The organism is Chitinophaga japonensis, assembly GCF_007830125.1.
Classification (GTDB): domain Bacteria; phylum Bacteroidota; class Bacteroidia; order Chitinophagales; family Chitinophagaceae; genus Chitinophaga; species Chitinophaga japonensis.
In genome coordinates this window covers 1,790,101-1,809,604 of sequence record NZ_VLLG01000003.1, presented here as the reverse complement: position 1 = coordinate 1,809,604, position 19,504 = coordinate 1,790,101, and the positions used below count along the sequence as shown (strand labels likewise).

At 53.1% G+C, this 19,504-nt stretch carries 18 protein-coding genes; 5 read left to right on the top strand and 13 right to left on the bottom strand.

The features are described from left to right. Positions 1-107 precede the first annotated feature (107 nt). Positions 108-2,501, top strand: coding sequence for a glycoside hydrolase family 31 protein (locus LX66_RS16390; RefSeq protein WP_145715357.1), 2,394 nt, complete (start codon positions 108-110; stop codon positions 2,499-2,501). Positions 2,502-3,038: 537 nt separating this feature from the next. Further along, positions 3,039-3,437 carry a KGG domain-containing protein gene (locus LX66_RS16385; protein ID WP_170232383.1) on the top strand — a complete coding sequence of 133 codons (399 nt, stop codon included), beginning with the start codon at positions 3,039-3,041 and terminating at the stop codon, positions 3,435-3,437. A 358-nt stretch (positions 3,438-3,795) separates the two neighbouring features. Here the strand turns inward: LX66_RS16385 and LX66_RS16380 are convergent, their stop codons facing one another. Next, a complete protein-coding gene (locus LX66_RS16380) occupies positions 3,796-4,689 on the bottom strand; it encodes a DUF4382 domain-containing protein (protein ID WP_145715355.1) in 894 nt (297 codons plus the stop codon). Positions 4,690-4,809: 120 nt separating this feature from the next. Here LX66_RS16380 and LX66_RS16375 point away from each other — a divergent pair, with 120 nt between their 5' ends. After that, positions 4,810-4,995: a hypothetical protein gene (locus tag LX66_RS16375; protein WP_145715353.1), complete on the top strand. Its 186-nt coding sequence runs from the start codon at positions 4,810-4,812 to the stop codon at positions 4,993-4,995. On the opposite strand, the gene glgB is transcribed toward LX66_RS16375, so the two are convergent. From glgB to bshB1, 12 genes are all read right to left on the bottom strand, one after another. Then, complete coding sequence (gene glgB, locus LX66_RS16370) at positions 4,982-6,916, bottom strand: 1,4-alpha-glucan branching protein GlgB (protein WP_145715352.1); 1,935 nt, start codon at positions 6,914-6,916, stop codon at positions 4,982-4,984. The genes LX66_RS16375 and glgB overlap by 14 nt on opposite strands. A gap of 129 nt (positions 6,917-7,045) precedes the next feature. Then, positions 7,046-8,758, bottom strand: a complete 1,713-nt coding sequence (locus LX66_RS16365; RefSeq protein ID WP_244620424.1) for a DEAD/DEAH box helicase — start codon at positions 8,756-8,758, stop codon at positions 7,046-7,048. A 36-nt stretch (positions 8,759-8,794) separates the two neighbouring features. Further along, on the bottom strand, positions 8,795-10,102 hold the full coding sequence (rimO, locus tag LX66_RS16360) for a 30S ribosomal protein S12 methylthiotransferase RimO (protein ID WP_145715350.1): 1,308 nt from the start codon (positions 10,100-10,102) through the stop codon (positions 8,795-8,797). 215 nt (positions 10,103-10,317) lie between these two features. Continuing rightward, a complete protein-coding gene (locus tag LX66_RS16355) occupies positions 10,318-11,187 on the bottom strand; it encodes a cupin-like domain-containing protein (protein WP_145715348.1) in 870 nt (289 codons plus the stop codon). Between the two features lie 98 nt (positions 11,188-11,285). Next, positions 11,286-12,248: a signal recognition particle-docking protein FtsY gene (gene ftsY / locus LX66_RS16350; RefSeq protein WP_145715346.1), complete on the bottom strand. Its 963-nt coding sequence runs from the start codon at positions 12,246-12,248 to the stop codon at positions 11,286-11,288. Between the two features lie 187 nt (positions 12,249-12,435). Further along, the gene (locus LX66_RS16345) at positions 12,436-12,606 is read right to left on the bottom strand and encodes a DUF4295 family protein (protein ID WP_145715345.1); all 171 of its coding nucleotides are present in this window, start codon (positions 12,604-12,606) and stop codon (positions 12,436-12,438) included. 73 nt (positions 12,607-12,679) lie between these two features. Further along, entirely contained in the window at positions 12,680-12,862 is a 183-nt protein-coding gene (rpmG, locus tag LX66_RS16340; protein WP_089918539.1) for a 50S ribosomal protein L33, read from the bottom strand. Positions 12,863-12,889: 27 nt separating this feature from the next. After that, the gene (gene rpmB / locus LX66_RS16335) at positions 12,890-13,126 is read right to left on the bottom strand and encodes a 50S ribosomal protein L28 (protein ID WP_145715343.1); all 237 of its coding nucleotides are present in this window, start codon (positions 13,124-13,126) and stop codon (positions 12,890-12,892) included. A gap of 232 nt (positions 13,127-13,358) precedes the next feature. Continuing rightward, a complete protein-coding gene (locus LX66_RS16330) occupies positions 13,359-13,946 on the bottom strand; it encodes a carboxymuconolactone decarboxylase family protein (RefSeq protein WP_145715341.1) in 588 nt (195 codons plus the stop codon). Positions 13,947-14,106: 160 nt separating this feature from the next. Beyond that, a complete protein-coding gene (locus LX66_RS16325) occupies positions 14,107-14,661 on the bottom strand; it encodes a peroxiredoxin (protein WP_145715339.1) in 555 nt (184 codons plus the stop codon). Positions 14,662-15,182: 521 nt separating this feature from the next. Then, complete coding sequence (locus LX66_RS16320) at positions 15,183-16,085, bottom strand: serine hydrolase (RefSeq protein WP_145715337.1); 903 nt, start codon at positions 16,083-16,085, stop codon at positions 15,183-15,185. Between the two features lie 169 nt (positions 16,086-16,254). Further along, positions 16,255-16,983, bottom strand: coding sequence for a bacillithiol biosynthesis deacetylase BshB1 (gene bshB1 / locus LX66_RS16315; RefSeq protein ID WP_145715336.1), 729 nt, complete (start codon positions 16,981-16,983; stop codon positions 16,255-16,257). A gap of 141 nt (positions 16,984-17,124) precedes the next feature. On the opposite strand from bshB1, the gene LX66_RS16310 reads away from it, so the two are divergent. Next, positions 17,125-18,084 carry an endo-beta-N-acetylglucosaminidase H gene (locus tag LX66_RS16310; protein WP_145715334.1) on the top strand — a complete coding sequence of 320 codons (960 nt, stop codon included), beginning with the start codon at positions 17,125-17,127 and terminating at the stop codon, positions 18,082-18,084. A gap of 66 nt (positions 18,085-18,150) precedes the next feature. After that, positions 18,151-19,167 carry a substrate-binding domain-containing protein gene (locus LX66_RS16305; protein ID WP_145715331.1) on the top strand — a complete coding sequence of 339 codons (1,017 nt, stop codon included), beginning with the start codon at positions 18,151-18,153 and terminating at the stop codon, positions 19,165-19,167. Positions 19,168-19,504 lie beyond the last annotated feature (337 nt).

Sequence of the window (19,504 nt, the reverse complement as noted above, 5' to 3'; positions counted from 1 at the left end):
TGTGTTAGCCTTGCCAAACGCGAAAAAGAACATGTTCACATGATTTTTTTTTAATTTAGATGAGTGTGGTTGGGTAGAGACAGCGAAAGGATTTATAAAAGCCAATTATGCAAATAACAAGCTCGTCGAGTAAGTATTCGGTAAAACACTATCCTGATAGTGTCAGGAAATGGCAGAAAGAAGGCAACTACTTCTATTTTCATACAGCAGAAACCATACTGGAAGTACGCATCATTTCAGACAAGATCGTTCGCTTCCGGTTTGCCGCCGACGGCAAATTCCAGCGCGATTTCTCCTACGCCCTCAGTGAAAAGCTGGAGGAATCGCCCGTAAATTTCGGGATCCGGGAATTCGAGGAGGTATTTGAAATATACACAGACGCCATCCGCATATGGGTGGCCCGCGATAACCTGCGCCTTACCATTACCGATACGGAAGGCCGCGTGATCAACCAGGACGAAATGGGCTTCCACTGGCAGCACTACCTGCTCAAAGGCGGCAAGATCGTGTACTGCAGCAAGCAGATACAGGAAGGAGAATGCTTTTACGGCCTGGGCGACAAGCCTACAGACATGAACCTGCGCGGCAAACGCCTGGAGAACTACGGCACGGACGCCTACGGCTTCCAGAAAGACACCGATCCCCTGTACCGCAATATCCCCTTCTATTACGGCCTGCACCACGGCATTGGCTATGGCATCTTCTTCGACAATACCTTCCGCACCCTTTTTGACTTCGGGCATGAGCGGGACGATGTATGCAGCTTCTGGGCCAGGGGCGGTGAAATGAACTATTACTTCATGTACGGCCCCGACCTGCTGCAGGTGGCGGAGGCCTACACCAAGATAACCGGCACCGCCGAACTGCCACCCCTGTGGGCGCTGGGCTACCAGCAATGCCGCTGGAGCTACTACCCCGACAAGCGCGTGATGGAAATAGCGGCGGAATTCCGCAAACGGCAGATCCCCTGTGATGTGATCCACCTGGACATTGACTATATGGAAGGCTTCCGCTGCTTTACCTGGAGCAAGGAAGGTTTCTCCGATCCCGTCAAGCTGGGCAGGGATCTGTCGGCGCAGGGCTTTAAAATGGTAGTGATCATTGACCCCGGCATCAAATCGGACCCGGACTACGATATCTACAAGCAGGGTATGGAACGGGACTACTTCTGCAAGCGCGCCGACGGCGCCCTGATGGAGGGAGACGTGTGGCCGGGCAAATGCGTGTTCCCGGACTACACCAACCCGGAAGTACGGGAGTGGTGGAGCAACCTGTTCAAGGAGCTGGTAGAGTCCGGGGTGCGGGGCGTGTGGAATGATATGAACGAGCCGGCCGTGTTTGAAATGGGCACCTTCCCGGAAGACGTGCGGCACGACTATGACGGGGAGGACGTGAGCCACCGCAAGGCGCACAACGTGTACGGTCACCTGATGAGCAAGGCCACCGCGGCGGGCCTCCGGAAATACCTGATGCCCAACCGCCCCTTTGTGATCACCCGCTCCTGCTATGCCGGCGCACAACGCTGGGCTTCCGTATGGACAGGCGACAACGTATCCGAATGGGAGCACCTGTGGCTGGCCAACGTACAGTGCCAGCGCCTGGCCGTTTCCGGTATTTCCTTTGCCGGCAGCGATATCGGCGGCTTTATCGGGGAGCCGGACGGGGAGCTGTACACCCGCTGGATACAACTGGCCACCTTCCACCCGCTGATGCGCACCCACTCCGCCAGCAACGAGACCGGCTTTAACCAGGAGCCCTGGAGCTTCGGCAGCAAATACGAGTTTATTGTAAAACGGTTCATACAACTGCGCTACCGCCTGCTGCCCTACCTGTATACCACCTTCTGGCAGTACAGCCATCACGGCACGCCCATGCTGCGCCCCCTGGCCTTTGTGGCCCAGCAGGACCCGCAAACCTACAACCGCTCCCACGAGTTCATGCTGGGCGATGCCCTGCTGATCAGCCATGTGGACGGACCGGGCGTGAAGGAAAAGGAAGTGTACCTGCCCGCCGGGCGCTGGTATTATTTCTTTAATGACCAGGTATTTGAGGGCGGGCAGACCGTTACCATTCCCACCCCGCTGGATGAGATGCCGCTGTTTGTAAAGGCAGGCGCCGTGGTGCCCAACTATCCCGGTATACAATACGTGGGCGAGCGGCCCATAGACGAAATGATCCTCAACGTATACTACTGCGAACAACCCACCGCCAGCATGCTGTACGAGGATGCCGGCGACCATTACGGCTACAAGGACGGGCAGTTCAACACCATCCGCTACAAGCAGGTGTCTGACAAGCAGCAGTTCCGGCTCAAGAAGCGGTTCTTTGGCCAGTACCAGGCCAGCTACAAAAAGTACCGGGTGCTGGTGCATGGCCTGCCCTTCAAGCCCACGGAATACGTGGTGGACGGCAAGGCGTACAAGCTGAATGCCCGGAATTTTGCGGTAGGTGTAGTAAAAGTGATGGTGGAAAGGAAATTTGAAGAACTGATCCTGAGATAAATTCCAAATTCCAAAACCCAAATTCCAAATCCCAGGTCCCAAATTCCAAAATGGCGGTTATCACCAGGCCATTTTTAACAGCTCAGTGATATTTGTACCTTGACCGCATTTTTGGAATTTGGGTTTGGAATTTGGAATTTCCCAGTTTGGGATTTTCTAAAAAAAAGGGCACTAACAGATGGAGATCTTAGTGCCTTTTCATAACCTATGCCAACTTTAGAGTTTGTTCAAAAGTAAGCTGATTCGCCCATCAGGCAAAGCTTTTGGCGCTCCGGTAAGGAAAATGAATAAAATGAACATCCCTGAACGGAGTGAATAATGAAAAGGACTTTTGCCCGGTAAGGTGTGGACATTTTCTATATACTGTAGAACTGGTTACCCGTTATTTCCCCTCTGCCCCCTATATCTCTCCCTGCGCCAGTGCGGCGCCGGCCATGGCACAGTCCTTGTTTTCCAGCACCATATATATGCGCTTCTAGCGGTAACACATGAAGTATTGGAACGGAAACTATTTTCAACACCTTAAAACCTGATGTTATGACAATGCAAAGCAGCTACTCGGCCCAGGAAGAAAACTGGCAAAACGTTGTGGCCCATGAAAACCCGCAAGTGGAAAACAACGGAACAACGGAAACTGAAAGAGATATGCACAGGGAATCCGCTCCCCGCCGTAAAAGCTTACGTGGGTTTGCAGCTATGGACGGCGAAAAACAAAAGGCTATAGCCAGTATGGGAGGCCGTGCAGCGCACCAGCAGGGTGTAGCGCATGAATTTTCCTCCGAAGAGGCGCGTATGGCCGGTAAAAAGGGTGGCGAAGCCGTGAGCCGTAACCGCGAGCATATGGCGGCCATTGGCAAAAAAGGCGGTGAAGCCGCTCACGGACGCAGGCGCCAGCGCCAGGAAGCACAGCAGCACAGCGGTGCAGTGCAGTCATAACCCAATTGACCACAAAGTTACAGGCAGCAGGCCACAAGGTTTGGGAAATCATGTTTACCAGACCGTGTGGCCTGTTTGCTTTAAGCATAAAGCGTGAAAAAGCACATGGACAGCAGTGCGCAAAAGATAAAGAAAGTCATCAGGCTCCTGTAAATGAAATAGGTATATACATGTTCTTCTGATCTGCTACGTTTTTTCAGGTTTTCCATATGAATAGTTTACCGGGTTAAGGATATGGTTTAACGGGCGTTAACATATTTTATAAGATAAATATACTATCAAATACCAGAAGATGCAAATAAAAAGACCTGCCAGGTTTTAAAAACCTGGCAGGTCTTTGATGCATATACCAATAATATTACTGCCGAAGGGTGATCCTGCCGATCTCCGTATTCCGGTTGCGCTCTACGGTAATGCCGGTAAGGGTGGTATCCCGGTACCCATTGGAGGCGTTGATGAATACGTCGTAGCTGCCGGGCTTCAGGCCCCGCACCTTGAACTCCCCGCCTATCCAGGGCAGTGCAAAACCCGTATCCTGGTCGTTATACACGGTGATCACCGGCCAGGCGGCATGCGGCGTTACCTTGCCGGAGATGCTGCCCGTCAGCTTCAGGGTGTATACTTTGATCACCGGCTTCAGGATAAACTTGCCGTTCCACACCTTTACAATGGAGCGGTTCAGGTCAAAGTCCAGCCACAGGCGGAAATCTCCGCTGGCCACTTCATCCCAGTCGTCGCTGCGCAGCTTGATGATGATCTTCACCTGCCCGGAAGGGGAGGTCAACGGGTAGGTAACGCTATCCTTCACCAGGGAGTTGTTGTCGCCCAGGGTGATACGGATCTTCTTTACTACGCCACGGGGCACAATGCCGCCGGCCAGCAGGGTATCTGCGCCGTTCCGCAGGGAAAGGATGTCATACACGCCGGGGCTCACGGCCAGGGAATCCCATACCTCGCAGGTATCCTTCCCGCCACGCCGGTCCTCATCCCACCAGCAGCGGTCCCGCCAGTCCCAGTCGTCATCATCATCATCGCCACTGGTACAGGTATCCACCAGTACTTCCACCTTACGGATATCCAGGTATACATTGTCAAAGAAACCCGGATCGTCGGACATGTAAATGCTTAGTTTTTGTTCGTCGGCATTGGGGCCCGGTTCGGTGGAACCGTCCTTCTGGCAGGCATAGATCGCCACGGTTACCATCGCGAGGAATGCCAACGGCCATCGCAGGCGCCCGAAGTAGCTTTTCATAAATGAATGGTTTTAAGTGATTATTGGATTTTTTGGTCTTTCAATTTGCTGGCACAGTATAATAAAACGTTTTGCCGTCCTTCCATAGTATTGCCGCCCTCGCCAAAACGCAGTGTTTGGATGGGAAATGTTAAAGAAAGTTTAAAAAAAAGGGAGAAAAAAATCCAAATCCCAAATCCCAAAGGGGAAATAGTGGCAAAAGTAAAAGCAACGCTACTTTCAATTGAACAAGTACGTCCCGGTTTGGGATTTGGAATTTGGAATTTGGGATTTAGAACCTGGAATTTGAAGCTTACATTCTTTTGAGAATAGTCACCCCTAACGGTGGTATGCGCAGGGTGAGGGTGTGGTCCTTTCCCTGGTAGGGTTGCTCCTGCGCCTTCAGGGTGGCCGTGTTCTGCACCCCGCTGCCGTAATACTGCGGGTCGTCGCTGTTCAGTATTTCCCGCCAGGTGCCGCTCATGGGAATACCCAGGTGGTAACCTTCCCTTGCTATGGGGGTCATATTGAGGACGATCAGCAGGGTATCTTTGGGGCCTGTGCCCTTGCGCAGGTAAGCCAGCACACTGTTATCATAATCGCTGGCGTTCACCCATTCAAAACCGGCAGGGTCAAATTGCTGCTGGTACAGGGCCGGCTCAGCCCGGTACAGGTGGTTCAGGGCCTTTACAAAGTGCTGTACACCCAGGTGGGTGGGATGCTGCAGCAGGTGCCAGGCCAGTTCGGAGCGGTAGTTCCATTCCTGTGTCTGGCCAAACTCGTCGCCCATGAACAGCAGCTTGGTGCCGGGGTGGGTAAACATGTAGCCGAACAGCAGGCGCAGGTTGGCGAATTTCTGCCAGTCGTCGCCCGGCATTTTATACACCAGGGGCGATTTGCCGTGCACCACTTCGTCATGGCTCAGGGGCAGCATGAAATTTTCGCTGAAGGCGTACATAATGCTGAAGGTTAGCTGATCCTGGTGCCATTTGCGGTGCAGCGGGTCCTTCTTGAAATAGTCCAGCGTATCGTTCATCCAGCCCATCATCCATTTCATGCCAAAGCCCAGCCCTCCCATAAAGGTGGGGCGGGACACACCGTAAAAGGAGGTAGACTCTTCCGCGATGGTCTGCGTGTCGGGGAATAAATGGTAAACCCTTTCGTTCAGGTGCTTTAAGAAGGCGATGGCCTCCAGGTTCTCCCGGCCGCCCTGCTCATTGGGCACCCAGCCGCCCGCGTTGCGGGAATAGTCCAGGTGTATCATGGAGGCTACGGCATCTACCCGCAGCCCGTCCACATGGTATTTATCCAGCCAGTAAATGGCATTGCTAAGCAGGAAGCTTTTTACCTCGTTGCGGCTGTAATTAAAGATGTAGCTGTTCCAGTCCGGGTGAAAGCCTTTGCGCATATCCTCGTACTCATACACATGCGATCCGTCAAAGCGGTACAGGCCGTGCGCATCATAAGGGAAGTGGGAAGGCACCCAGTCCAGTATCACGCCGATGCCTTCATGGTGAAAAGCATCTACCAGCGCCATAAAATCCTGTGGGGTGCCGTAGCGGGAAGTAGGCGCATAGTAGCCGGTCTGCTGGTATCCCCAGGAGCCGTCAAAAGGATGCTCCCCTACCGGCATCAGCTCTATATGGGTAAAGCCCATTTCCTTTACATAAGGCACCAGCATGTCCGCAATTTCGCGGTAGGAATAGAATACTTCGTGGTTATGCGGGTCCGGCCTGCGCCAGGAGCCCAGGTGCACTTCGTATACAGAAAAGGGGCTTTGGAGGCTGTTGTGCTGGTGGCGGCGCTCCATCCATTTCCTGTCCTTCCAGTGGTAATCCAGCTCCCAGGTAATGGAGGCCGTGTTGGGCCGCAGCTCCCAGTAGCGGGCAAAGGGGTCGCCCTTGTACAGCTCCTCGCCGGAACGGGCGCGGATAAAGAATTTGTATAAAGCGCCTTTTTTTACATGCGGCACAAAACCTTCCCAGATGCCGGAATGGTCCCAGCGCGGAAACAAGGTATGCGTATACCGGTCCCAGTTATTGAAATCACCTATTACGGAAACATAGGCGGCGTGCGGGGCCCATACGGCAAAGTAGGTGCCCTTCTCCCCTTCGTACTCCAGGGTGTGGGCGCCGAATTTCTCGTACAGGCGTTCATGTGTGCCGGCCTGGAACAGTTCTACATCTTTCGCTGAAAACAGCGAGAAAGGCGCTACAGGCGGCAATGGGCGGTATCCTTCAATTGACATCGGCTTGCTGGATTACAGTTGTTCAGTTCCGGGAAACGGCTGCGTTGTTTCTCAGGTGGAAAATAACGAAAAAAGTCCTCCCGGCTGCACCAGGAGGACTTTTTATTTTCCGTTTCCCTATATATGTACTTAATATCGCTTTTTAAAGCCGGGCCTGGGTGCACCGTACTTCCTGCCGCCACCGTCTCCGAAGGAACGGCCATTGCTGCCTCCCCGGCGCTTATCGCCGTCCTGCGACATTTCAATACGTACGCTGCGTCCATTATGTTCGGCTTTTTTGAATCCCTGTACAAATTTCTCCACCACATCATTCTCCACTTCAAAGAAGGAGTACACGCCCTTCAGGTCTATACGGCCTATCTTGTTGCCGCGCACCCCGCTGGTATCGCAGAGGAAGCGCAACAGGTCGCCACGTGAAAAATCATCCACGGAGCCCAGGTTGATAAACAGCCGGGTGAATTTGCCGGTGCCGCGGAAGCTCATGCCGCCGCCTTCGTAGGAGGAGCGTCTTTCCTCTTTCACGTTCAGGTCCGGGGCGTCCTTGTAATACTCCAGGAACTCGTTGAACTCCAGGGAGGCAAAGCGCTTGATCAGCTCTTCCTTGCTCATGTCCTGGAACTCTTCGTATATCCGCTCCAGGTAGGGCTCTATCTGCTCCTCGTTCACGGTTACGTTATGCACCTTGTGCACCAGGCCAAAAAGTTGCTTTTCGCATACCGCAAAGCCATCCGGCACTTCGGCCTTGATGAACTTCTTACCGATCACCCTTTCTATCTGGCGTATCTTCCCTATATCCCTGTTGGTGATAATAGCAATTGATATGCCTGATTTACCTGCACGGGCGGTACGGCCGCTGCGGTGGGTGTAGTTCTCCACATCATCGGGCAGTTCGTAGTTGATCACGTGGGTAACATTGTCCACATCGATACCGCGTGCCGCCACATCCGTAGCTACCAGCACCTGCAGGGACTTTTCACGGAAACGTTTCATCACCTTGTCACGCTGCTGCTGGGTAAGGTCGCCATGCAGCGCATCGGCATTGTAGCCGTCGCGGATCAGGGATTCTGCGATCTCCTGTGATTCTATCTTGGTGCGGGTAAAGACGATGCCGAATATCTCCGGGTTGTAGTCCACGATACGCTTCAGCGCGGCATATTTTTCACGCGGGCGCACCACGTAGTATTCATGCTCGATATTGGCGTTACCGCTGTTCTTGTTGCCTACTGTCAGCTCAAAGGGATCTGTCATGTAGTTCTGCGCAATGCGGCGCACCTCCTGGGGCATGGTGGCGGAGAACAGCCAGGTGGTCTTGGTTTGCGGGGTTTTGGACAATATGTTATTGATATCCTCCTGGAAACCCATGTTCAGCATTTCATCCGCCTCATCCAGTACGGCATAGCGCACATGCTCAAAATTAACCGCGCCACGGTCTATAATGTCCAGCAGGCGGCCGGGGGTGGCCACTACCACATGCGCGCCTCTTTTCAGCTCGCGCAACTGCTGTACAATGCTGGCGCCGCCATATACGGCTACCACGCTTACTTCTCCCAGGTATTTGCTGAAATTCTTCAGGTCATTGGTGATCTGCAGGCACAGCTCGCGGGTGGGGCACAGCACAAGGCCCTGCGGCTGTCTGCGTTTTACATCCAGTTGCTGCAGCAGGGGCAGGCCGAATGCGGCCGTTTTACCCGTGCCCGTCTGCGCCAGTCCCACAAAGTCCCGGTCGCCGGTCAGCAGTACGGGGATGGCTTTTTCCTGTATGGGTGTAGGTGCAATAAATCCCAGGTCCTGGATTCCTTTTAAAATGGGCTCCTGTAGGCCCAGTGATTCAAATGTAGTCATTGATTTGCTTTAACCAGCTCCGTCGGGAGCTATATTCTATAGTAATTCTCCTTCCAGGTCGTAATCAAACGCTTTGGTGATCCTTACCTGAACAAAATCGCCGGGTTGCAGGCGCTTGCTGGTATTGATGATCACCTCGTTGTCCACCTCTACGGAGTCAAATTCAGTACGTGCCAGGTAGCGGCCGGATTCTTTCTTATCCACGATCACTTTCAGTACCTGGCCTATTTTTTCCTGGTTCTTTTCATAAGATATTTCCTGCTGCACTTCCATGATCTCCTGCGCCCTTCTCTCCTTTTCTTCGGCGGGGATGTTATCCTCCAGGGCATAGGCGCTGGTGCCTTCCTCATGGCTGTAGGTGAAGATGCCTACCCGGTCAAAGCGCATGGCTTCCAGGAAGCGCTTCAGCTCTTCCACGTCTTCCAGGGTCTCCCCGGGAAAACCGGTGATCAGCGTGGTGCGCAGGCAGATGCCGGGCACCTTTTCGCGGATAGCGTGAATGAGGTCTTCCATTTCCACCCGGGTGATCTGCCTTTTCATGGCTTTCAGCATGTTGTCTGCCGCATGCTGCAGCGGCATGTCCAGGTAGTTGCAGATATTGGGATGCTCCCGCATTACGTCCAGCACGTCCATGGGGAACTTGTGCGGGTAGGCATAGTGCAGCCGGATCCATTCCAGTCCCGGTACGGCGGCCAGCGCTTTCAGCAGGTCCGCCAGCCGGCGCTCCCTGTACAGGTCCAGGCCGTAATAGGTAAGCTCCTGCGCTATCAGCATCACTTCCTTTACGCCTGCGCGCACCAGCTTTTCCGCTTCCTGCACAATGGCCTCAATGGGTTTGGACACATGCCCGCCCCGCATCAGCGGAATAGCGCAGAAGGAACAGGTACGGTTGCAGCCTTCGGCTATCTTCAGGTAAGCATAATGCTTGGGCGTGCTTAGCAGGCGCTCTCCCAGCAGCTCGGCTTTATAATCCGCGTCAAACTGCTTCAGTATCAGCGGCAGCTCCATGGTGCCAAACCAGGCGTCCACACCGGGTATTTCCTGCTCCAGGTCGCCACGGTAACGTTCGCTCAGGCAGCCGGTTACATACACTTTGTCCAGCCGGCCCCGCTCTTTCAGCTCCACCTGCTCCAGGATGGTATTGATGGATTCTTCCTTGGCCTTGTCAATAAAGCCGCAGGTATTCACCACCACAATGTTATGGTCCTTCCGGGCGCTCTCATGCACTACATCGATCTCATTGGCCTTTAACTGGCCGCTGAGCACCTCTGAATCTACCATATTCTTGGAACAACCTAATGTAATAATGTTAACCTTGTCTTTCTTTAGTGTTTTAGTCTTCATTTGCCGGTTGGGTTACCGCCACGAAGACATTCAAGACACGAACAAATAAAAACAGCAGACTTACTGTATGTGACTTTGCCTTAGTGGGGGCTTATACAAGAAGGTGCAAAATTACCAAAAAAAATTAACAGTTAATAATTAATAATGAATAATTATGACACGAATATACAGCCTGTCACACTTGCTGCCGATTATTCATTATTAATTATTCATTATTAATTGCGCAGCACGCGCTGCGCATTCCGGTGGGCCATCCTGCGCTTGTAGTGGTACCACCATTGGGGAGCCAGGCGGATCAGCAGGTTGTTCATGCCCCGCAGGCCGACAATGTGGTAAAGTCCGTTCAGCTTGCCGGACAGGCGCTGGTCCAGGGCGCGCAGGCTCATGGCAAAGCCGCTGTCCATATACTCCATATGATGCCAGTAGCCGCCCGGCATGAACAGGGTATCGCCGTGGTGCAGGATGGTCGTGTACCCGTTGGCGTATTTGAGCGCGGGAAACTGTTCGGTGTCCAGCGCCTTGTGCCAGTCCACGAAGCTGGCGGCGCTTTCCACCGTAAAGGGCATGCGGTAAATGTAGGGCGACTGGTTGTTCTCCAGCAGCAGCACCCTTTTGCGGCCCAGGAACTGGGTATGGAAAATGTGCGAGAGGTCAATGTCGTAATGCATGTGCGCCACGGAGCCGGCGCCACCCACAAACAGCATGGGGTACTTCCGGAGCAGGCCTTTTACCAGGTGGTCCGGCCAGGTAAAATCCTGCACAATGTCAGGCGCGTACCGGAAAATGTTAAAGAGGAAAATGCGGAGGGTAACGGGGCCCTGCTGGATCATATCCAGGTAATCGCCAAACCGGATGTAGTTGTCCGCACCGTTTACGGGAGTGCCGGCCCCTGCCCTTTCATTGTTGTAAACACCTACTGTCTGGTCACCTACGATGGACTTGAAGTGCTCCCAGGTCCATTTTTCCCTGGCGGGCCATTGCCGGCTCAGGCCTGTGATCACCAGTGGCTTCCGCGGCTCATAATATTGTTGCCGGAAAGCATCGGGCGCAATCTCGTCCACCCGGTCTATAGCGACGATGTTCATATGTTGGTGTTGTGATGTTGTAAAAGGTAAATACGTTCCATCATTTGGGCGCCACACTTCAACAACACCTGCACACAACACTCACATCAGACTGGTAATCAGTTTTTTATACTGAAAAGCGAGTCTACGAACTCCTCTTTGTCAAACACCTGCAGGTCCTCCATTTTCTCCCCGATGCCAATATATTTGACGGGTATTTTAAACTGGTGGGCAATGGCCAGCACCACGCCGCCCTTGGCAGTGCCATCCAGCTTGGTGATAGCCAGGGCGGTCACTTCCGTGGCTGCGGTAAACTGCCGGGCCTGCTCCAGGGCATTCTGCCCGGTAGAACCGTCCAGCACCAGCAGCACCTCGTGCGGGGCGTCCGGGATCATTTTTTTCATGACACGCTTGATCTTGCTCAGCTCTTCCATGAGGTGGGCTTTGTTGTGCAGGCGGCCGGCGGTGTCTATAATGATAACGTCCGCATTGCGGGCCACCCCGCTCTGTACGGTATCAAAGGCTACGGCGCCGGGGTCGGAGCCCATCTGCTGCTTTACAATAGGTACGCCGGCCCGCTCGCTCCATACTGTTAACTGGTCTACCGCCGCGGCCCTGAAGGTATCCGCAGCCCCCAGCAGCACGGACTTGCCGGCCTTTTTGTAGTTATAGGCCAGTTTACCGATGGTGGTGGTCTTGCCTACGCCGTTCACGCCCACTACCATGATCACATAAGGCTTTTTGCCTTCCGGTGTTTCGAAGTCCCGGAAGCCGCTGTCCGGCGCTTCCACCAGCAAGGCTGCAATTTCTTCTTGCAATATCCTGTTCAACTCGCTGGCTCCCAGGTATTTATCTTTTGCCACTCTTTTTTCAATGCGGTCTATGATCTGCACGGTGGTATCCACGCCCACGTCGGCGGATACCAGGGCTTCCTCCAGGTTGTCCAGCACCTCGGTGTCCACGGTAGATTTACCGGCCACCGCCCTTCCTATCTTGGTAAGAAAGCTCTCTTTGGTCTTCTGCAATCCCTGGTCCAGGCTTTCCTTCTTTTCCCTGGAGAATAGTTTATTAAAAAAGCTCATAATGATGATTTTAGACCGTCGCTACAGTTCCGGCCCACAGCGTCATGCACTGTACGGCATTGCACAATTGACACGACACCAGGATTTTGATGAACGAAAATAAGATAAAGCGGACAGGTTACAAACACAAAAAGCTGTCCGTAAAGAACGGGACAGCTTCTGTGCAGTATGATCTAGTAAAGCCGAATTACTTTTGGTTCATGTACTCCTGTACCTTGTCCTTGTGCACGATGGCTTCTTTAAAGGTATAGGCACCGGACTTGGGAGAACGTACCGCTTTGATCACTTTGGTCCATACCTTGGAGTCAGCACCACCCTTGTTATCTTTCTTGATCGCGGTTTTAGCTTGTTTTGCCATTGGTTTATAGATTTATCTCCGGGACCTGGCGGGTTTTGGAAACCTGCCGGGTCCTGAAGGTCTTGAAATCAGGTTATTTAATCTCTTTGTGTACAGTTACCTTCCTCAGAATAGGATTGTACTTTTTCAGCTCCAGGCGCTCCGGAGTGTTCTTTTTGTTCTTGTTGGTGATATAACGGGAAGTACCCGGCTGTCCAGAGTTCTTATGCTCGGTACATTCCAGTATAACCTGCACCCTGTTACCTTTCTTTGCCATTGTATATACAATTAGTGAATTCCGTAATTAGATTTCCTGCCCGGCTGCACGCAATTCCTTCACTACTGCATACAAACCTCTTTTATTGATCGTCCTCAAGCCGTCCGCAGACACTTTCAAGGATATCCAGCGGTCTTCTTCCGCCAGGAAAAAACGCTTTTTCTGCAGGTTGGGCAGAAATCTTCTCTTTGTTTTGATATTAGAGAAGGAAACATGGTGACCTGTTATCGGCTTCTTTCCTGTCACCTGACATACTCTTGCCATGATCGAAAAAATTTTGGACTGCAAAAGTCCAATTTTTTTATGGATTTCGCAAATATTATTATGTGATTTTATTAACAACCCAGTGTGAATGTGCCAATATGCTGGTGCGCCGATGCGCTAATGATCAACAATTACCTGATATCCAGTTATTTATAATTATTGCTGTTTTTACTTATCCACATTGCTTCATTTTTCCATCACCGGCGCACCAGCCTATTCACACCGCCGCATATTACAGCAGCACTACTACGCTCCGCAGCACGGCGCCCAGCCTTACAGCATCCAGGATCCGCTGCTGCTCAGTACCATGCTTCAGCAGGGCCTCCTCGTGGGAGGTCACGCACATCTCGCAGCCGTTCAGGGCGGAGATCACGAGGCTCAGCAGCTCGAAGAACTCCTTACCCAGCACCGGGTTGGCCATAATGCTCATGCGGATGCCGGCAGGCGTGGTATTATAGAATTCCTTGTTCACAAAGTGACGGAAACGGTAGAACACGTTGTTGGTGTTCATCAGGGAAGTGCAGCTAATGGTTTCCGCCACTTCCTTGTCCGTAGCGCCTTCCTGCCGGGCCAGCGCCTCAAAGGCGGTCTGCAGGGCGGCCTGCTTCTCATTCACCGCCACGGCCAGGCCTACCAGGTAAGCCTCCTTTTTGGTAAGGGTGGCGGCTCCCAGGGCATTGGTCACATTGATCTTCAGGTCCTTCAGGTAGCGGGCATCCGTGGTGACCAAGGCCTGCAGGTGGCCGGACAAAGCGGCTTCGCTCAGCCCGATGGCCTGTAATAGTTGGATGGCCGTATCATTATTGGTTGTTGCAAACATAGTTGTAGTGATTTTAATGACAGCGGGCAACCAGCAGCTTGCAGCCCCGCGTCCGTTCATTGCCGGTGAGGGCTGCAAGCTACCAATTGCCCGCTATTGAAAATTGATCTTAATTAAAATAAAAGCGCCGGGCAAGCGGCTGTTTCAATGGCGCCGCTGCTTAGGCGGTCAGCGTAGCTTCGCCTTTCTGCCAGTTGCAGGGGCACAGCTCGTCTGTCTGCAGGGCGTCCAGCACGCGCAGCACTTCTTTTACGTTACGTCCCACGTTCAGGTCGTACAGGGATACCCAGCGTACGATACCTTCAGGGTCTACGATAAAAGTAGCGCGGTAGGCCACTTTTTCGTTGGCTTCCAGGATACCCAGTTCTTCAGCCAGGGTTTTGGAAGTATCAGCCAGCATCGGGAACTGCAGGTTGCGCAGGTCTTCATGGTCCTTTCTCCAGGCCAGGTGCACAAATTCGCTATCGGTAGAGGCGCCCACCAGGATGGCGTCGCGGTCGGCGAAGTCCTGGTAGTGCTTGTTAAACTCAGCTATCTCGGTCGGGCAAACAAAGGTGAAATCCTTAGGCCACCAGAACATTACCAACCATTTGCCGGAATTCCTGATCTCCTCGGAAGACAGGTCATAGAACTCTTTGCCTTTCTCTGTAGATATAACGGATGCTTTCTTGAACTCCGGGAACTGTGACCCTACGGATAAAATAACATTCTTCATACTGTATACTTGTTTTTTGAATTGACGATCTTAATACCTTGCTTTGCGTAACATCCACGCATTTTAAACCAGGTGCAAAATTGCGTGTCCGGCCATAATTAATCAAATAGATTTTCAAGATAAGGTATTGATAATATCTATACCTTGCACACCCTCTCATAGACAACCCATATAGGCCCGCGCCAGGCCACGATCTGGCGCGGTATTGCTAAACCCGCGTTTAGCATACCTTTCAGCGGGCGCTAAAGTCGTAACATTTTGGCACGTTATTTAGTTATACTTAGAGAACTTGGAAAAAACCGGGCAGGTATGAAACCGGTCCGCCAGCCGGCGGAGAGGTTCCATAAGGGCCTTTGAACGATAAATACTGACGAATGAAACTTAAGCATGTACTTCTGGTGATCATTACGGTGGGCCTTGCTTTGATCCCGTTTATCAAAAACAGTATCAGCAGACAGGATGAATTTGACGCTACCCAGGATCTGTTCATCTAATGGCCTTCACAGGTACCATTATCCGTATTAAAACTGCCCTAACGCAGGGTCGGGCATCCATTTGCCCTTACCTTCATAATGCTGCCAGATCAGCCCAGCCACCCTGCGCAGCAACTCCCAGGCTTCGTTATCCCGCTCCCAGCGCTGATCCTGGTTCTCTTTTGTAATAATACTGTACACATAATCCCCGTGCGGGGCGTTTACCATCACCACCTCGGACCGCGAGGCATTGACCGCACCGTTCTTGGAGGCCGTTCTCACCCCCGGCGGCACCTGCAACAGCCCTTCCGTGTCCCAGTAGTTGCGGGTCAGGTTGCGGTACATCCGCTCGCTGGCGGCTTTGCTCACCACCTCCCCTTTATAGATCATTTCCAGGAGGCGGGCCATTTCCCGGGGTGTGGTCTGCCCCCAACCATACTGCCGGCGGTTTTCCTCCCGGCCCGGGGTGCGGCTGTTGACCCGGGTATGGGTAAAGCCCTGCGCCTCCAGCCAGGCATTGATCTGCTGCCCGCCGCCGGCCAGGGACTGGAGCCAGAGGCTGGCCGTATTGTCGCTCATGGTCAACATCAGCATCATTACCTTGTCCAGCCCGATCTTTTCCCCGTCTTTAAAGGAACCGAGTATGTCCTCCCCCTCGTACAACAGGGAGTCCCGGTACACCAGGGGCTGGCGGTACTGCAGCTCTCCCTTTTCAATCCTGTCGAAGATGCCGATCATGATAGGCACTTTGATGGTGCTGGCCGTGGGGAACAGCGTATCCGCATTAATGGCCACTACCCTGTTTGTTTTGAGGTGGTGCACATAAATGCCGGCAATGCCGTGGTGCCGCGCCAGCAGGGGGCGCAGCTTTGCCGCCAGGCGCCTGTCTTCCTGCTGGGCAAAAGCAGCCTGGCAAAGCAGGAGGAAACAACAGAGATAGAAAAGTTTCATAGTTGAAAAATTCAAATACCAAATCAGAGCAAATTCCAAATTCCAAATACCAAATTCCAAAATTGGTAGATGTGGCTGACATCAACTGCAGTCTGCCGGTAGTTCAGGGCAGATGTGGTCCATTTTGGAATTTGGTATTTGGAATTTGGAATTCGGTATTTATACCTCTTTAAGTTACTTCATTGATCAGGTCAGCAAAATTCCTGACCCCGATGGCTTTGGCGCTCGTATAACCTTCTGCGTAAGCCACCCCTACCATTTTACCCAGCATTTTGGAACGGTAGATCACACTCTCAAAAAAAGCGGGCGATGAGATGTAGGTCTGCAACTGCTCTTCCTCCGGCGCCAGGAACTGGGTCTTGAAGCAGCGGATGGCGTCCAGCTTGCGCTCCATCACGGAGCTGATATCCACCACCAGGTCCGGCCGGTGGTAGCGGTCCTGCAGGAAGTGGTACACCTGCCTGGGACGCCAGGCCTGCTGGGCCTGTCCGTTGTGCGTGGTCTCAATTTTACGCAGCCCGGCCATAAAGCAACTGTCTGCTATCAGTTTGGCCGCGCGGCCATGATCCGGGTGCCGGTCATCAATGGCATTGGCCAGCACAATGTCCGGCTGGTATTTTCGTATAGCCGTAATAACGGCCAGTTGTTCCGCCCTTTCATTCCGGAAGAAGCCGTCTGCCAGGCCCAGGTTGTCGCGCACTGCCAGCCCCATTACCGCGGCGGCGTCCTGTGCTTCCTGCGCCCGCGTTTCCGGGGTGCCGCGCGTGCCCAGCTCTCCCCGGGTAAGATCTGCCACGCCTACCTGCATGCCTTGCGCCGCGTGCACCATCAGGGTGCCGGCGCAGGACAGCTCTACATCGTCCGGGTGGGCGGCTATTGCTAATATGTCTAGTTTCATCTCTTGATATATTTTTTTAAGCGGTCAGATGGGTGCAAAGGAAAGAAAAAAGTAGCATATCATGTATCCGCACATCAACTGGTACGTACATCCGTACATTCCTTTTTCGTTCGTATATTTATTCGCACAAAACTCCCTCTCATGAAAAATAACCATTGGCTGCTCCCGTTGTTAGCCTTGCTGCTATGCACTGCCGGCAGCGCCTGTAAAAAAGAGCAAACCGGCACTCCCGCACAGCCGGAACAAGAACCGGACACTACCGGCGCCAATCCTGGCCCCCCCGCCAAAACCGGCCCCCTGAACGTGGTATACATCGAGGTGAACAACCACCATCTTGCCAATGCCGGCTGCTATACCCTGAAAACAGGCGGCGAGCCTTTCTTTGACATCGCCATCATTTTTGCCTCCAATATCAATTATGATGCGCAGGCCGGCAAAGCGGTGCTGTACCACAATCCCAATGTGACGCAGGTGCTGGGCAACCGGGCCGCGTTTATTCAGCCCCTGCAGGACAAGGGCATCAAGGTGCTGCTGTCTGTCCTGGGCAACCACCAGGGCGCGGGGTTTGCCAACTTTACCAGCCGGGCCGCCGCCAGGGATTTTGCGCAGCAGCTCAGCCATGCGGTAACCACCTATGGCCTGGACGGTATTGACTTTGATGACGAGTATGCCAAATACGGCCAGAACGGGCTGCCCCAGCCTAATGACAGCTCCTTTATCCTGCTGCTGGACGAGTTGCGCAAGCTTATGCCGGACAAGATCATCTCCCTGTACAATATCGGCCCGGCGGCCGTCCGCTCCTCCTGGAACGGCCAAAAGACCGGCGATTTTATCAATTACGCCTGGAATCCCTATTACGGCACCTGGTCCCCGCCCTCCTTTGCCGGCATGGACCGCAGCCAGCTAGGCCCCGGCGCTATCTGGATCAACCACACTTCCAAGGCCCAGGCTACTTCGCTGGCCCAACGCACGGTGGACGAGCATTACGGGATCGTACTATATTATGATCTGCCCGGTACGGATGTGCACAGCTACCTTTCCGGCATGTCGCTGGCTACCCAGGGAGACAGTGTGCTGACCGCTGCCGGCTGCCTGCAATAGTGAATGGCGACCTGTGAATAACAATTCACTTTTCACTATCTTGCCGCCCGCACCCCATCGTGACATATGAAGAGAACATCCCTGAAAGACGTAGCTAAAAAAGCTGGTGTTGCGCCTTCCACGGTTTCCCTGGTGCTGAACGGGAAAGCCAGGCAAAGGCGCATCAGCGACGCCCTGGCCGCCAGGATAGAAAGCGTGGCCAGAGAGGTCGGGTATCAGCCGCACCCCGTAGCGGTAAACCTCCGCACCGGTCAGTCCAAAACGCTGGGACTGATCGTGGAGAGCATTTCCGGCAGCTTCTTTGCCTCCCTGGCCCGCACCATAGAAGCGGAAGCAGACAGTTACGGCTACAAGGTATTGTACTGCAGCACGGAAAATAATCCGCAGAAAGGAAAAGAGCTGATACAGATGATGCTCAAGCAGCAGGTGGACGGTTACCTGGTTACGCCCGCGCCCGGGATGGAAAAGGATATCCGGCAACTGGTGCAGTTGGGGCAGCCGGTGGTGCTGATGGATAGCTATTTTGAAGCAGTAGATACCCCTTATGTGCTGGTAGACAACTACAAAGGCATCCGCACCTGCATGGAGCACCTGCTGGCAAAAGGATACCGGGATATCGGCTTCGTGACTGCCGGGCTGGACCTGGTGCAGTTGCAGCAGCGGGAACAGGCTTACCGGGACGCCTGCACGCAGCATGGCATACCGGCAGCGCAGCAGCAGGTACTGACGGTGCCCTACGATGCATCGCAGTCCGCTATAATCCGCCGCATCGGCGCCTTTATTAAAGGCCGGCGCAACCTGGAAGCCCTCCTGTTTGCCACTAATTACCTGGGGGTGGCCGGCGTGGAAACTATCAACCGCCTGGGCCTGCGGATACCGGACGACCTGGCGGTGGTTTGCTTTGACGACCACGATGTGTTCCGCCTGTACCCGCCCGGCATCAGCGCGTTCCAGCAACCTATCGCCAGCATTGCCAAAACGGCTATTTCCTTATTAATGAAACAAATGGGAGTTGTGAAAGGCAAGCCCGGGAAACAGCAGGTGGTGCTGGAAGGCAAATTTATCCGGAGACACTCCCTGTAACAGGTTTTCACCCCCTGCCGGAGATATACCGGTTATTATTTTTTTTGCCCACCCGTTTTGGATTGTAAAAAAGAGTACTATTTTTACAGGAGAAGTTTTTATTGAAATGACCGGAAGGATTCCACATCATCTCGGAAACACGTGACGAACTAAAACAAATCAATGATCTTTTAAACCAAAGCAACGTAAACATGTAATGTACTGGAAGGATCCGGACAAGGATCTTTTTTTTAAAACCAAATGCTAAATCGATTTTGCTAGCTACTGGGGAGGGACCACGTTATGGTACTGCTTTATATCAAGTAAGACCATTATTTCATATTGTTGCCGTATAAAG